At 68.2% G+C, this 15,347-nt stretch carries 12 protein-coding genes; 6 read left to right on the top strand and 6 right to left on the bottom strand.

Going from position 1 to position 15,347, the window contains the following annotated elements:
- Positions 1–6 precede the first annotated feature (6 nt).
- Positions 7–828 carry a metallophosphoesterase gene (locus tag ASG48_RS08465; protein WP_055848147.1) on the bottom strand — a complete coding sequence of 274 codons (822 nt, stop codon included), beginning with the start codon at positions 826–828 and terminating at the stop codon, positions 7–9.
- A 445-nt stretch (positions 829–1,273) separates the two neighbouring features.
- Here ASG48_RS08465 and ASG48_RS08460 point away from each other — a divergent pair, with 445 nt between their 5' ends.
- Positions 1,274–2,968, top strand: coding sequence for a type I secretion system permease/ATPase (locus ASG48_RS08460; protein WP_244486835.1), 1,695 nt, complete (start codon positions 1,274–1,276; stop codon positions 2,966–2,968).
- A 32-nt stretch (positions 2,969–3,000) separates the two neighbouring features.
- Positions 3,001–4,455, top strand: a complete 1,455-nt coding sequence (locus ASG48_RS08455) for an HlyD family type I secretion periplasmic adaptor subunit (protein WP_082529352.1) — start codon at positions 3,001–3,003, stop codon at positions 4,453–4,455.
- A gap of 127 nt (positions 4,456–4,582) precedes the next feature.
- On the opposite strand, the gene ASG48_RS08450 is transcribed toward ASG48_RS08455, so the two are convergent.
- Together ASG48_RS08450 and ASG48_RS08445 are read right to left on the bottom strand one after the other, a co-directional pair.
- Complete coding sequence (locus ASG48_RS08450; protein ID WP_055848140.1) at positions 4,583–6,112, bottom strand: SGNH/GDSL hydrolase family protein; 1,530 nt, start codon at positions 6,110–6,112, stop codon at positions 4,583–4,585.
- 11 nt (positions 6,113–6,123) lie between these two features.
- A complete protein-coding gene (locus ASG48_RS08445) occupies positions 6,124–6,453 on the bottom strand; it encodes a hypothetical protein (RefSeq protein ID WP_055848138.1) in 330 nt (109 codons plus the stop codon).
- Positions 6,454–6,804: 351 nt separating this feature from the next.
- On the opposite strand from ASG48_RS08445, the gene ASG48_RS08440 reads away from it, so the two are divergent.
- The 4 genes from ASG48_RS08440 (at position 6,805) to ASG48_RS08425 (ending at position 11,816) form a co-directional block, all read left to right on the top strand.
- A complete protein-coding gene (locus ASG48_RS08440) occupies positions 6,805–7,584 on the top strand; it encodes a calcium-binding protein (RefSeq protein WP_162243920.1) in 780 nt (259 codons plus the stop codon).
- 267 nt (positions 7,585–7,851) lie between these two features.
- Positions 7,852–9,270 (top strand): polysaccharide biosynthesis/export family protein, encoded by a 1,419-nt coding sequence (locus ASG48_RS08435; RefSeq protein WP_162243919.1) that lies wholly within the window; start codon positions 7,852–7,854, stop codon positions 9,268–9,270.
- Between the two features lie 237 nt (positions 9,271–9,507).
- Positions 9,508–10,635, top strand: coding sequence for a glycosyltransferase (locus ASG48_RS08430; protein WP_055848128.1), 1,128 nt, complete (start codon positions 9,508–9,510; stop codon positions 10,633–10,635).
- A 47-nt stretch (positions 10,636–10,682) separates the two neighbouring features.
- Positions 10,683–11,816, top strand: a complete 1,134-nt coding sequence (locus tag ASG48_RS08425) for a glycosyltransferase (protein WP_055848125.1) — start codon at positions 10,683–10,685, stop codon at positions 11,814–11,816.
- A gap of 24 nt (positions 11,817–11,840) precedes the next feature.
- On the opposite strand, the gene ASG48_RS18460 is transcribed toward ASG48_RS08425, so the two are convergent.
- The 3 genes from ASG48_RS18460 to ASG48_RS08410 form a co-directional block, all read right to left on the bottom strand.
- Positions 11,841–12,791, bottom strand: a complete 951-nt coding sequence (locus ASG48_RS18460) for a glycosyltransferase family 2 protein (RefSeq protein WP_055848121.1) — start codon at positions 12,789–12,791, stop codon at positions 11,841–11,843.
- A 65-nt stretch (positions 12,792–12,856) separates the two neighbouring features.
- Positions 12,857–13,702, bottom strand: coding sequence for a sulfotransferase (locus tag ASG48_RS18455; protein ID WP_055848118.1), 846 nt, complete (start codon positions 13,700–13,702; stop codon positions 12,857–12,859).
- A 239-nt stretch (positions 13,703–13,941) separates the two neighbouring features.
- Positions 13,942–15,132 (bottom strand): polysaccharide biosynthesis/export family protein, encoded by a 1,191-nt coding sequence (locus ASG48_RS08410; RefSeq protein WP_156381530.1) that lies wholly within the window; start codon positions 15,130–15,132, stop codon positions 13,942–13,944.
- Positions 15,133–15,347: the final 215 nt, after the last annotated feature.

Below are 15,347 nucleotides of genomic sequence, written 5' to 3'. Positions count from 1 at the left end.
GCGCGGTCAGCGGCCCGGCGCGGGACCCGGTTCGACGCTGAGGAAATCGACCTGCCCCGCCCGAAGGCGCACGGCGGTGAGGCGCCCGCCCTGGCCCGCGCCGGTATCGACGCAGATCTCGCCCGGTCGCACCACCGGGCGCGTTCCCGGCGTGTGGCCGTGCACGATCACGCGGTCGCCTTCGGCAAAGTCCGGCGCGGGCGAGCGGATCGTTATGAGATCGAGGTCGGTCTGCTCCTCGAAGGGCACGCCCGGGCGAAGGCCGGCATGGACGAAGCGGTAGCGCGGCGTCGAGATGGCGACGGGAAGGGCGCGCATGAAATCGACATGGCGGGCGGGAATGGCCTCCCGCAGGAGGCGCTGCCGCTCGCCTGCCTCCGAGCGCAGGAGCGCGTCGGGATCGAGGCCGTAGGATTTCAGCGTGGCGCGCCCGCCCATCCGCAGCCAGGACGCGGAGGGGAGGGGATCGGCGAGGAAGCCGAGGAAGGCCTCCTCGTGATTGCCGCACAGGCACAGGCGCACGAGTCCGTCCGGGGGCGGCGCGCTGAGGCGCTCCAGCACGCCCGCGCTCTCGGGCCCGCGATCGACCGCATCGCCGAGATGGACCACCACGACCGCCTCGACGCCGGCCGCCCGCGCATCGGCCCGGATCGCTTCCTCCAGACGCTCCAGCATGTCGAGATGCCCGTGCACGTCGCCGACGGCGTAGAGAAGCGCGTGCTCGACCTCGCTCTCGAGCCGCGCCCGCTTCTCGCTCGCGCGACGGACGGGCCGCGCGGTGCTGGCGCCGGGGCGCAGGAGAGACGTGAGACGACCAAGGACACGCAAGACGACACCGGGTTTCATGCTGGGACGAAGGACTGCCGTCCGACCTGCCCGCCGCCCCGGGCCGAGGCTCGAGGCGTGCCCGCAGGGCGTGCGGAGGGTCGTACCAGCGTCAATATCGGGACGGAACGCGCCGCGGCCAGCCCCCGCGGAAAGGTCGACGTGCGGACCGCACGTTCAAGACGACCGGCAAGGCTTCCGCCCCCTGTGGACGCAGCGGAAGCTCGGTCCGAGGGGCGGGCCGGGACGGCGCGCCCGAGCGCCCTGGAGCGGCGACGCGCTGCGGGCACGCGCACGGAAAAGTTTTTTCCATCAAGCGCATGCGGCACGTTGCCGCCGTTCTGCGCAGGGCGCGTCCCTGCCCTGATTCGAGCGCCCTTGCCCGTGGCTTTAGGAAAATCGTAGATGTCTTCAACTAGCATTCGGATGCTAGATGGATCGAAGGCTGATGCGCTCAGAACTTAGCATATGTTTCGCCAAGTGCCGCAAGGCATTCGTGGCCGTCGCGGCGCTGAGCGGCGTGGCGAACGTCCTGGCGCTGACCGGCTCCATCTTCATGCTGGCGGTCTACGACCGCGTCATTCCGAGCGGCAGCATCCCGAGCCTCGTGGCGCTCGGCCTCTTCGCGCTCGCGCTCTACGTGTTCCAGGGCGGCGTCGACATCCTGCGCTCGCGCATGCTGACGCGCATCGGCCTGATGGTGAAGGAGTCCTTCGGCGCGCGCACCTTCGACACGATCGTGCGCAATGCGGCTTCCGGCAACCAGCAGGCGGCGAGCGCGGTGCGCGATCTCGACCAGGTGCGCACCTTCCTCTCCTCGCAGGGGCCGACGGCGATCTTCGACCTGCCGTGGATCCCGCTCTACCTCCTGATCTGCTTCCTCTTCCATTTCTACATCGGCCTCGCCGTCCTCGTCGGCGCGCTGGTGCTCATCGCCATCACCTATGTCAGCAACATCGTCACCAAGCAGCCGTCCAAGGAGCTGAACGACGTCACCAACAAGCGCGCCTTCCTCCTGGCCGCCTGCCAGTCCAATGCCGAGACGCTGCAGTCCATGGGCATGACGCTCGCCATGTCCGGCAACTGGAACCGGGTGAACGGCGAGCTCGTGGAGAAGAGCCTCGCGATCTCCGACAAGTCCAACTCGCTCGGCACCGTCTCGCGCGTGGCGCGCATGGTGCTGCAGTCGGGCGTCCTTGCGCTCGGCGCCTATCTCGTGATCACGCAGCAGGCGACCGGCGGCGTGATGATCGCGAGCTCCATCCTCTCGGCCCGCGCGCTGGCGCCGATCGAACTGGCCATCGCGCACTGGAAGAACCTCGTCGCCGCCCGCCAGAGCTGGGCGCGCCTCGACGAGCTCTTCATCCGCAACCCGCCCGAGCGCGCGCATTTCTCCACGCCCGCGCCGAGCCGCCAGATGACCTGCGAGATGGTCTCGGTTGCCCCGCCCAACATCCGCAAGCTCATCGTGCGCGACGTGTCCTTCCTCCTGAAGGCCGGCGAGGGCCTCGGCATCATCGGTTCGACGGGCTCGGGCAAGTCCACGCTGGTGCGCGCGCTCGTCGGCCTCTGGAACCCGGCGCTCGGCACCGTGCGCCTCGACGGCATCGCCATGTCGCAATGGTCGTCGACGGAACGGGGCAAGTTCGTCGGCTACCTGCCGCAGAACGTCGCTCTCTTCGAGGGCACGATCGCCCAGAACATCGCGCGCTTCGACCCGAACGCCGATAGCGGCATGATCGTCAACGTCGCCCGCGCCGCCGGCGTCCACGACATGATCGTGCGCCTGCCCGACGGCTACGACACGATGATCAGCGACACGGGCGGCGGCCTGTCCGGCGGCCAGTCGCAGCGCATCGGCCTCGCCCGCGCGCTCTACGGCGACCCGTTCCTCGTCGTCCTCGACGAGCCGAACTCCAACCTCGACAACGAAGGCGAACTGGCGCTACAATCGGCGCTGGAAGGCGTGAAGGCGCGGGGTGGCATCGTCATCATCGTGGCGCACAGGCCGAGCATCCTGTCCACCGTCAACCAGGTCCTCATCCTCAACGACGGCCGGGTGCAGAAATACGGACCTCGCGACGAGGTGCTGGAGCTCTTTTCCCGACGCGCACCCGCCGTCGGCGCGGTCACCGCCGCTTGAGCGACCTGGGTGGAAAGCAAGGCGAGCCGAACATGACGCGCGAAGACATCGCCTCCAAGGCCCGCGAGCGGATGGCCGTCCAGGCCACGTCCGGCCGGCCGAAGACCGAGAACGACAGCCTCGCTCTCTACAAGGGCAGCAAGCATCTTGAAAAACGCGAGCACGTCCTGACGCTCGACGTGGTCCCCGCCGAAGCCACCAGCGCCTACCGGGCGTTGCGCCGCAACATCCTGATCGGCGTCACCGCCGTCCTGATGATGAGCGGCAGCATCGTCGGGCTCATGGCCAAGACCGTGATCGGCGGCGCGGTGATCGCGCAGGGCTTCCTCGCGGTCGAGACCGGTCCCAAGCTCGTGCAGCATCCGATGGGCGGCGTCGTCGCCAAAGTCTTCGTCGCCGACGGCGACAAGGTGACGGCCGGCCAGCCGCTGGTGCAGCTCGACACGACGGTCGCCGAGGCGCAGGTCCAGGCCACCCAGACCAGCCTCTTCCAGCAGCAGGCGCGCCTCGACCGCCTGCTCGCCGAGCGCGACGGGCTGGCCGAACTCACCTTCCCGAGCATCTCCCAGGCTCAGCTCCTGCGCTACCCGCAGTTCGAGACCGCGCTCGATTCGGAGCGCCGCCAGTTCCTGCTGCGCCGCGAGGAGCGCGACGGACAGCGCTCGCAGCTGCGCGAGCGCAGTCGGCAGGCCGAGGAGCAGGTGCGCGGCGACATCTCCCAGCTCGACGCCTCCACCGCCGAGATCGACACGGTGGAGAAGGAGATCGAGGGCCTGCGCGGCCTCTTCAAGAAGAAGCTCGTTCCCTATCAGCGGCTTTCCGAGATGGAGCGCGAGCTCTCCCAGCTGAAGGGAACGCAGGGCGCGCTCCGATCGTCGATCGCGGCCGGCCGCGGCAAGATCGCCGAGATCGAGCTGCAGATCATGCAGGTCGATCAGGCGCTGCGTGCGGAGCTGACGGACCAGATCGCGTCCGCGCAGGAGGCCATCTCGACGCTTTCGGAGAAGCGCACGGTCGCGGCCGACACGATGGCGCGCAGCATGATCCTCGCGCCCCAGAGCGGCGTCGTGAACGAGCTGAAGATCCACACGGTCGGCGGCGTCATCCAGCCGGCGGAGACGGTGATGGTGATCGTGCCGGAATCGGACCGTCTGGTGGGCGAGGTGAAGATCCGCCCCGTCGACGTCGACCAGCTCTATGCCGGCCAGGACGTCACGCTGCATTTCTCGGCCTTCGACCGCGGCACCACACCGGCGCTCAATGCCGAACTCGCCTCGGTCTCGCCGGATCTCATCGAGGACAAGCGCACGGGCACGATGTATTATCTCGCCCGCATCAAGGCGAGCGACGAGGAACTCTCCAAGCTCAAGGGGCTGGAACTCGTGCCGGGCATGCCGATCGAGGCCTTCGTGAAGACGAGCGATCGCACCATCATGTCCTATCTCACCAAGCCGCTGACGGACCAGATGAACCGCGCGCTGCGCTAGCGCCGCCCGCCTTCCTTTCGCCGCGCGATTGCACGACCGGCCCGGGAATCGCCCTGCGATTCCCGGGCTTTCGTCTATTGGAGGAAGGCCTGCGCCATGCCGGGCCGGTGCCTTCGCCCGTCGTTTCTCACGCCGGCCAGACGACCTTGCGGACGCGGGGCCGCAAGATTCGCGCGACGGTCGAAAGATTGGCATTCTGGCCGTGGAAGGCGAGGATCACCGCGAGATCGATCGCTCCGTAGGTGCCGGGCTTGATCTGGCGCGGGGCGGTGTGCAGCACGAGCGCGGAGGCGCCGGACAGCGCCGCCGTGTCGTTCCATTCGCGGTAGGGCGTGCCGTTGGGCGGCGGCTGAAGGCAGCGCACGGTCCGCAGCACCCCGTCCGGCTCGGTGAAGCGCAAGGCGAGGTCCGCGCCGCGAAAGCCGCTGGACTGGGCGAGTTCGATCCGCACCAGCGCCTCGATCCAGTCGCCGGCCGAAAGGCCCGCGAGCGGCACGGCGGTGCGCGCCTCCAGCTGTACCGTGTTGTCGTTCGAGCGCGCCGTGCTGTTGCAGGCGACGGTGACGGTGAAGACGCGCTCGGCCCCGCTCGGCTCCACCACGCCCGTCACCGTTCCCTTGACATTGGTCGTGCCCGACGCGCTCCAGGCCCCGCCCGAGGGAACGCCGGGAATGAGGGTCCAGCCATCCGGCGCGGAGCCGGAGATGGTGAAGCCGGCATTGGCCGACACGCTTCCGAGCGCCTGCAGCGTGCCGCCGCTTCCCGCCATCTGACCGCGCGATCCCAGGAGGTCTGCCGGGTCGGGGCCGGAAGCCAGCTGAGGCGCGAAGGCCGGACGCAGCAGCGCGTCCGCCGCCGCCAGCCCCGAAAGGGCGAGTTCCCGCGCGAAGTCGGGGGAGGGGTGCACGCCGTCATAGGTCTTGCCGACAACGGCATCGCCATTGCCCTCGGCGACCTCCTGCAGCCAGCCATTCGCCACCTTGACCTTGCCGAGAAGCGTCGGCACCTGCTCGATCTGCGTCAGCACGCGGTCGCGCAGCCCCTTGGCGAAGGCGATCTGCGCACTTGTCAGCCGGGCGCCGGTATTGGCCGTATCGCCCCGGGGGCTCGCGGTGAAGAGGACCACGCTGATGCCGAGCGCCGCGATCTTCTCGCAGATCGCCACGAGATTGGAGAAGCTCTGCTCGACGGTGAGCCCGCTCGTCGCGTCGTTCGTCCCCGCATGGAGCAGGCACAGGTCCACGGGCCGGCCGGCCGCCTGCTCGGCCTGCATGCGGGCGCGGAAGAGGCTGAACCGATCGGTGCCGGTGCCGCTCGTCTGCCCGCCGTCCTGCTTGAGCTGTTCCGTGGTGGAGCCGCCGACCGCGAAGTTCAGCTGGTAGGGCATGACGTAGCGGCCGCCCGAGAGCGCCGCCATCCAGGCGCCGACGCCCCAGGCGACGCCGCCGACTGCATTGGTCTGGGGGCCCGGGAAATTGAACAGGCCGGTGCTGACGGCCGTGGCGCCGTCCTCGCCCGGCGAGCCGCTGACGTCCTGCGAACGCTGGCCGAAACTGTCGCCGAAGATCGCCGTGCGGATCGGGCGCGTGCGCGGCGCCGAGGCGGCGATGCGGGCGCGGCGGGGCGCGGAGAGGGACAGAGGTGCGAGATCGAGCATGGCCGGTGTCCTCAGGCGTCGATCACGGCGACCCTGTCGCCCTGGCCGACGGCAAGGTCGAGCGGCGCGCCGGCCTTGACGCGAAGGCCGGCCAAGGCCTGGCCGGCGGCGGGGACGACGGCCACTGGCGCCGCCCCGACGGTGGCCCAGACATCGCCATCGGCCGAGATCCGCACGAAACCCGTTCCGGCCGCATCGCCGCTCGCGCTCGTCGTGGCCGCCGAGACACTGCCGCTCGCAAGGACTTCCGTGCGCAGGTTGGAGGCACGCGGAACCGGCATCGTGCCGCCTTCGGCCGAGCGGTTGCCCGTCGTGAAAAAGCTGATCTCGATCCTCGCCATGGGACTCTCCGTGGTTGAACGCCGGCAAGGATAGGCGGCGTCGGACAGGGCGGGGAAAAGTCGGGTGCGGGGCGGTGAGAACGACATCCTACGATTGCCCCGCGGATGGACGGGACCCGTGTCGGGCGCTCTTGCGTGAAGGGACGTATTCTTCGTCGTCGAAGTGCCTGTATGGAAAGGCGGAGTCGGAGTTGATTAAATCTTTATCTAATCCACAAGTTAAGATTAATTTTCCAATAACAATCGTTTGGCGATCCGGGCCGTTGCCCGGCAAGCGGAAATTCAGTACATGACGCTGCCAGGTTTTAACGGAGTGTTAACCCGATGTTCGCGTCATTTTTGAATGTATACGTGCCTTACAATGCGTCGCTCCTGAACTTCCTCAACTGCTTCCCGCCGATCACGCTGCCGGCCTGGGACTGCAAGGACGACAATTCCTGGGGTCACTCCGCCGGTAGGATCTTCGTCGGCACGCATCGCGACGACGTCATCAACGGCACGACCTGCGGTGACAAGATCTACGGTCTCGGCGGCAACGACACGCTGAACGGCGACGACGGCGACGACAAGGTCTATGGCGGCGACGGCAATGACCGCATCACCGGCCATGGCGGCTGCGACGTGCTCGACGGCGGCAAGGGCAACGACACGATCATCGGCGGCGTCGGCAACGACCGCATCTATGGCGGCGACGGCGACGATACGATCCAGGGCGGCAACGGCGACGACCTGCTCGACGGTGGCAAGGGCAACGACGTGATCCTCGGCGGGCTCGACATGGATCATATGTTCGGCGGCGCAGGCAACGACTCGCTCCTCGGCAACGGCGGGAACGATGTTCTGAACGGCGGCGACGGCGACGACATCCTGTTCGGCGGCCAGGCCGACGACATCATGACCGGCGGGGCCGGCAAGGACGTCTTCCGGTTCACCGGCGCCACCGGCCTCAGCGCCGACATCATCGTCGATTTCGAGATGGGCAAGGACTCGATCGACCTCGACGGCTACTCGAAGGCGCAGTTCAGCGCGAGCACGGTGGCCGAGGGCCTGCTCCTAACCCACACGTCCGGTGGCACGATCCTTCTCGAGGACCTCACGGCAGCCGATTTCGGTCAGATCAACTTCATCTGATCCACGGCCCCGCCCTTCGGAACCGTGCGGTCGCCGGGCGCAGCCCGGCGACCGCAGTCTTGTGCAGCGGTTCACCTTTGGCGACGTTGCGGCAGGGGAATTGAATCGACCGGAAGACCCGATTGAGTTGTGTTTCGGATTGGGCCTATCCTTCCCGATGAACTTCAGTGGCGATATGGGTGAAGCATGAGGCCGATGGGGCGAGTGCCGTCCAGGGCGCGTCCGGCGCGTTTCGCGATCCTCGTTCTGGGGTCGGTCCTGGCCGCGATGCCGGCCCCGTCCCGGGCCGAGGACTACCGCATCGCCACGGGGGACGTGATCGGCTTCGACATCGTCGGCATTGCCGGCCTCCAGCGCAACGCGACGGTCGCCGTCGACGGCAGCGTGACGGTGCCGGTGGCGGGCCAGGTCGGCGCGGCCGGATTGACGCTGCGCGAGCTGCGAGAACGCATCGTGTCGATCCTGGCGCAGAAATCCTATCCCGGCGCCCGCGATGCCTCCGGCAAGGAAAGCTGGCAGGTCATCTTTCCCGAGGAGGTTGTGGTCGACATCGTGGAGTATCGGCCGGTCTTCCTGCGTGGCGACGTGACGACGCAGGGGCGCCAGGCCTATACGCCCGGCCTGACCGTCCGCCAGAGCATCGCGGCCGCCGGCGGCCTTCTCGGGCCGGTCTCCGCCTCCGGCGACGTCGCCGTCGAACTCGCCGCCGCCGCGAACGCCTATCGCGATCTCTGGCGCCAGTTCGTCCTGGCCGAGGCGCAGACGCTGCGGCTTCAGGCCGAACAGGATGGCGCCACGACCATCGACCGTTCGGCCGCGACGCGCTCGCCGCTGCCCGCCGCCACGACCGCGCAGATCTTCGATCTCGAGGAGCGCCAGGCGGCGATCCGGGCGCAGGAGTTCCGCGCCTCGCAGGCGGCGGTCGCGGAGGTGATCGCGCAGGCCGACAGACGCATCGCTCTCCTCGCCGACAAGCGCCGGACCGGCGAGGAGGCGCTTGCCGCCGACGAGGACGAGTTCCGCCGGGTGGACGCGCTTCTGGACCGCGGCCTCATCAAGGCCATCAGCTCCAACGCCGCCCGCCGCATGGTGCTGGACAGCTCGATCCGGCTCCTGGAGACGGCGACGTCGCTCGCCACGGTGCAGCGCGAGCGCATCGAGCTCGGCCGCGCCCTCGAGCGGCTCGTGGCGGAGCGCGGCCTGTCGATCGCCGCCGAGCAGCAGGCGGCGCGGGCCCGTCTCTCCAGCCTGCGGGCCGAGCTCGAGACGGCCCGCGAGAAACTCCTCTATCTCGGCGGCAGCGACACGCTCTCGGCGACCCCCGGCGAGCGCGAGCCGGCGATCCGCCTCGTGCGCGTCGCGTATGGCCATGCCAGCGTCGTCGAGGCCGATCTCGACGCGGCCCTCCAGCCCGGCGACGTCGTCGAGATCCTGCGCCCGCGCGCCGTGCCCTCGCTGGGCCTGCAGGAGATCGGCCCCGTGGCGACCGCGGTCTCCGAGCCGTCCCGGCCGGACACGGCCGCGCCGGCCGTCCTCCTGTCTCCAGCCGTTGCCGCCGCCATGCCGGTCGAGGCGCTCGCGGCCCCGGACGACCAGCCGAAGAACGTGCCCATTCCGCAGCCGCGCACGGAGGGGGACGGTTCACGGCGCAATCTTTCCGAGACCGGCCTGTCGGACGGCCGCTGAGGGACCGCATGGCAAACGCTTCGTTCCGCGCGATGAGCGCCATGCGGCTTCCATCCGGGCGCGGGAACATCGCCTGAACGCGCGCCGGCGTTTACGACGCCGGAGGATTGGCCGCCTGCGGGACGCTGCAGTGCAAGAAGTGCCATGCGCCTGCCGCGATCCTCGTGCTAGACGGTGACTGTCTTCATCGCCGGCAAGGTCTGCCGCAGCCGTCTCCAGTTGCATGAGGAAAGACACGTGACGATATTCTGGCTCGTCCTCGCGGCCTTGTGCGCATTTCTCCTCGTCTATCCCTATCTCGTCTATCCCTGGGTGCTGTCGCGTCTTTCGCCGCGGCCGCTGTCGCCGCCGCAGCCCGGATCGAGCCTCACCTTCGCGCTGATGTTCTGCGCCTATAACGAGGAGAAGGCGCTGCCGGAGACGATCGCGAACCTGCGCAAGGTCAAGGCGGCCTGGCCGCAGCTGCAGATCCTCGCCTATGCCGACTGCTGCTCCGACCGCACTTTCGAGATCCTGAACGCGGCGCCCGAGATCCTCACCGCCGTCGAGGGCAAGGAGCGCGCGGGCAAGCCCGCCGGCATGGCCAAGCTCGTCGCGCGCACCGAGGCCGACATCGCCATCTTCATGGATGCCAACGTCCTCGTGGACCCGGCGACGATCCGGCGCTTCGAGGACTATTTCGCCCGCCCCGACGTCGGCGCGGTGGCCGGCACGCTGCATTACGTCAACGAAGACGACAGCGTGGTCGCCAATGTCGGCGGCCTCTACTGGCGCATCGAGGAGAAGATCAAGCGGCTGGAATCGGAGACGGGCTCCACGATGGGCGCCGACGGATCGCTCTTCGCCATGCGCCGCCGGCTCTATCCGGCCGTGCGCAGCGACCTGCAGGACGACTTCCTGGCCTCCATGGAGGTCGTTTTCCACGACCTGCGCTGCATCAGCGCGCCCGATATCCTCGCCTATGAGCGGGCGGCGGTCTCCTCCTCCTCGGAGTTTCGCCGCAAGCGCCGCATCGCCTGCGGTGCCTTCTCCTCGCACCGCCATATGTGGTCGCGCGTGCGGGCGCTCGGCGGGCGCGATCTCTTCAAGTACCTGTCGCACAAGCTGATCCGCTGGTTCGGCGCGTTCTTTCTTCTCGCCGGTTTCGTGGCGGCGGCCGGCTTTGCCATCGCGGCGGGCCTCGGCCTCTGGTTTCTCGGCGCCTGCCTTCTCGGCGGGCTGGCCTTCGCGCTGGCGCTGCGCCTGCAGGTCGGCCCGGCGGTGAAGGTCTACGAGATCCTCTCGGCCATCGTGGCGACGGGCGTCGGCGTCCTGGAATCCCTCGTGGGCGCGAAATACGCCATCTGGAACCCGACCGAGCGCTGAGCGGCCTCGCCGCCGCCGCCCTCTCCCTCCTCACGCCCAGGCTTTGCATGACCCGTATCGTCGTCTTCGGTTTCGACGCCGCCGAAAGCTCGCAGATCCGCCGCATTAGCAGCTTCCAGGGGGCAGGCTACGACGTCGTCGCCTTCACCATGCGGCGCGACAATATGGGCGCGGACTTCGTGCCGACATGGCGCAACATCCATCTCTTCAAGGTGGCCAACGAGCGCATCGTGCGGCGCCTCGCGGTGCTCTTCCTGTCGATCTTCAAGATCGCCTGGCACCGTTCGGCCTTTCGCGGCGCCGACGTCATCGTGGCGCGCAACTTCGACATGCTCATGCTCGCCTTTGTCGGGCGGCTCGTGGCGCTGAAGCCGCGCCTGCCGATCGTCTACGAATGCCTCGACATCCACGGCAGCTTCACGGCGCAGTCGCGGGCGGGCGCGCTGTTCCGGCGCATCGAGCGCTTCATGCTCGACCGGATCGCCCTGCTCGTGGTGAGCTCGCCCGGCTTCGTGCGCAACTATTTCGAGCCCGTCCAGCGCTATCACGGGCCGGTCTATCTGATGGAAAACAAGATCTGGTTCGGCGACACCCACCCGGCCCGCCGATCGAGCGCCGCCAATGTCTCGGGCGGGGACCCCTGGGTGCTCGGCTGGGTGGGGTCGCTGCGCTGCGAGCCGAGCCTGCGCATCCTCCTGCGCGCCGCCGAACGGCTCGGGAACCGCGTGCGCATCGAGATGCACGGCAACGTGCATCACCACGTCCTGCCGGACTTCGAGGCCCGGATCGCGGCTTACCCCAATATCGTCTATCGCGGCCCCTATACCTATCCGCACGGGCTGGCGGCGGTCTATTCGGCCTGCGACTTCGTCTGGGCGCAGGACCTGTGGCAGGCCGGCGCCAATTCCGACTGGCTCCTGCCGAACCGGATCTACGAGGCGAGCTATTTCGGCTGCCTGTCGATCGCCGTCGCCGGCATGGAAACGGGCCGCAAGGTCGCGGCCGAGGAACTCGGCTACACGATCGCCACGCCCGATGGCGACGCGCTGGTCGCCCTGCTCGACGCTCTCGATCCCGCCGAGGTCGAGCGCCGCCGCCAGGCGCTGCTCGAGCGCGATCCGGCCGCCTTCGTCTCCTCCTCGGGCGACATCTACCGCATGATCGAGCAGGTCGTGGCGTAGCGCCAAGCCCGTCGGACGCTCTCGTCAGCGGTTGAGGCTGCGATATTCCTCGATGTCGCGGCCGAAGGCGGACATCATGAAGCCGAGCCCGCGCGAGGCGACGCGCAGATGTTCGGCCGGCACGTGCCCCTTGCCCATCAGCGCCAGCGGGCTCTTCAGAAGAGCGAGCCCGCCGCCGACGCAGAGCCGCACGAGACCGCCGCCGAACACTTCGAAGACGCGTGCGCGCAGGCCCGGCTTGAAGCGCATCACGATCCGCCCGTCCGTGTTGCCCGAGCGCCGCCAGCGCTGGATCAGCCAGGGCAGGGTCGCGCGATGGGGCACGATCTGCTCGTAGACGATGCCGCTCTTGCAGAAGACGATGCGCCCGCCCGCCGCCTGGACATGCTCGAAGAAATAGGTGTCCTCGCCGCCCGTGAGGCCGAAGGCGAGGTCGAAGCGAAGGCCGTGCTCGCGCACGAAGCGCATGTCGAAGAGGACGTTCGACGTGTTGCCGAAATCGAGCACCGTGCCTTCGGCATAGCGGTCGATCTCGAAGAAGCCGCCGGTCACCATCCAGTCGGACGGCGGGGCGTCGAAATCGGCCTTGACGGCGCCGACCACGACGTCGGCGCCGGTCTGCCGCGCCATGGCGATCATCCGGTCGAGCCAGAGCGGATCGGGATATTCGTCGTCGTCGATGAAGGCGAACCAGTCCGCCCCGCGCTCCAGACCAGCCTCCAGCGCGCGGTTGCGGGTGTGGGCGATTCCGCGCTGGTCCTGATGGGCATAGTGCAGCGGCCACCGGTAGGTGGCCGCCGTCGCCTCGACGGCCGCGCGCGCATTGGCATCGACGCTGTTGTCGACGATGACGACCTCGATCTGCGGCTCGTCCTGCCCGAAGGTCAGGCCTCGAAGGCCGGCGAGAAGGCGCGCGAGGCCCTTCGGCCGGTTGAACGTGGCGGCGGCCACGACGAGTTTGGAACCCTGCTTCACGGTCGTCTCCGGAGGGATGTCAGTCAGGCCGTCACGTCCGCCCTTCGCTGCGGGCCGAGGCCGGCTCAGAGCGACCAGGTCTCGAAGGGCATGCCGCTTGCGATGCGGAACTGTGCGACGTCGTCGCGCAGGTCCTCGCGCACCCGCGCGCGCAGCGCCTGCGGGAAGGGCGGCGGCTGGCGGGCCTTGCCGCGCGCCAGGAGCCCGCGGATGCGGTCGCGCATCTCGCGGTCGAAGAGGCCGGCCAGCGAGCGGCCGAGACGCGACTGCGCGAAGCGCAGGATCGGCGCCGGGATCTTCGAGATCTCGGCATTGTCGTTGAACTTGCCCCCTTGCGGCAGGGGATGATGCGAGACGCCGATGAAGCGCTCCACCTCCGCGACGACCGTGGCGGGGTCGGAGGTCAGGCGATCGAAATCGACGATCAGGATGTCCTCGGACGCAAAATGCGCGCGGAAGGCCGCGAGCTGGTGGGCGTAGCGGCTGACATTGAGGATATGGCGGTATTCGGACGTCTGCGGCAGGGCGTCCGGCGTCATGGCGATGTCGCCCATCGTCCAGGAATGGCGGTACTGGGAGACGAAGCGGTCGACGGGATCGCGCACCACGTAGATCAGCTTCACGCCCGGACAGTGCGCCTTGATACGGGCGGGCACGCCGGTGAAGTCGTCGGTCTTGGTGTAGTTGGGGCTCGCTTCGCCGTAGACCTTGCGTCCGGCCGGGAACTGGTCGGAATACCATTGCAGGCCGCGCGGGAAGTTCATCGTCTCGATGAAGAAGTCCGTCTCCTTATCCCGCGACATGCCGATGTCTGGATGCAGCGACAGGAGGCGGTAGAGCGTCGTCGTGCCCGATTTCATCGATCCGATGATGATGAAGTCGGGTCTCGTCTGGCCGTTCACGATCGACATTTCGAACCTGCCTCAAACGTCGCTGGGGGCTTGGCTCGCCCGCATGGGCCGGGGGAGGGCCCGGTCGCTCATGCGTCCCTGTATCGGGTCTGGCGCGGCGATGCGCAAGACGTTGTGCGATGCAGCGTAAACGGTCCGGCATGACGGCCGGACCACGGGCCGCGCCGTGCGTGTCCGCAGTCCGGAATCGAAACGCCGGCATCGGTCGGTCCGATGCCGGCGTTTCAGGGAATGAAACCTCAGTTGCGCGTGAGGTTGCGCACGCCCACGACCGGGGCGATCGTGCCCTGCGTCGTCGTGCCGATGATGTCGAGGACCTTGGAGACCTCCACCGACTTGGCATTGTCGATGTAGAGGATGTCCTTGTCCTGCATCAGGAAGCGCTGGGCGAGGAAGTAGCTCGACGGATCGCGGAAGTTGGCGCGGAAGATGACGGGCACGAGCACGTCGTCCTTGATCGACGTCTGCAGGCCCATGGCGAGAACCTGACGGGCCGGCATCAGGCGATAGACGAAGACCTGGCCCGGATCGGCGCGCTCGTCGAGCAGGCCACCGGACTTGCCGACCGCTTCGGCGAGCGTGAGGTTGGATTCCTCGAAGTCGATGCGGCCGTTCTCGCCCGAGGCGCCGAAGGCCACGAAGGTGCGGCGATCGCGGTTCACGTAGATCGTGTCGCCGGGATAGACGTAGATATTGTCGGACGGTGTGTTGAGCAGCGTGTCGAACAGGACGGTCGCGGTGCGCCCGTCGCGCTGCAGCGTGACGGAGGTCTCGGTCGCCGGCGCGCTGATGCCGCCCGCCTGCGAGATCACGTCGAGCACCCGCTCGCCGCCCGCGCTGATCGAGATCTTCGCCGGATTGCGCACGTCGCCGAGCACCGCGACCTCGCGCGACTTGGTCTGCACCAGACGCACCACCGCCTGCGGCTCGATCGCGCGGTCGGCGAGGCGCTGCTCGATGAGCGCCTTCACAGCCGTCTGCGTGCGGCCGGCGGCCTTGATCTGGCCGGCATAGGGAACGGTGATGATGCCGTCGGCATCGATCGTCTGCTGCGGCAGGGTGATGAAATTGCCCGGCCGGCTGCCGGCGTCGGACGGAACGAACAGGCCGCCGGCCGCCGATTCGAACAGCGAGATCTCGACGATGTCGCCCGGTCCGAGCGGAAGGGTGGGGGCGGAGCCGCGGCGCGAACCGAATCCGCGACCCAGCGAATTGGTCGTCGTGGGTTCGAGGCTCGTCACGACGGGCTGGGAGAGGTCGACGACGACATAGTCGACCAGCGCGCGTCGCGTGTCGGCCGTGTAGTAGACGTTCGCCTGATTCTTGATCGCGGTGGAGGAAGGACCGGCCTTCGGCAGGTTGCCGCAGGCAGAGATCGTGATGAGCCCGAGGGCGGCGGTTGCTCGTAAAGCGAGAGTGACGTTCAGCACTGGGTCAACATCCGCCTGTTCAGGATTGGCTCGGACCGGACTCTTTGCCCACAACCGCTAAAAATGCGACTGATTTTTATCGTTAACGAAAACCCTGCGCAGCTGCTGAAACCATTATGCAACAGAACAGATGCCGCAGCGTGAGCGGGGCCGCCGGTGGTGGTTCTCGCGGCGCCGCTTCCCGTCTGGATTGCAGGGCCGGACGACAGGGCGAA

The sequence above is a fragment of the Aurantimonas sp. Leaf443 genome (assembly GCF_001425575.1).
In the GTDB taxonomy this organism is placed as follows: domain Bacteria; phylum Pseudomonadota; class Alphaproteobacteria; order Rhizobiales; family Rhizobiaceae; genus Leaf443.
The sequence above is the reverse complement of the archived record's forward strand: the minus strand, read 5'-3'. Positions and strand labels throughout refer to the sequence as shown.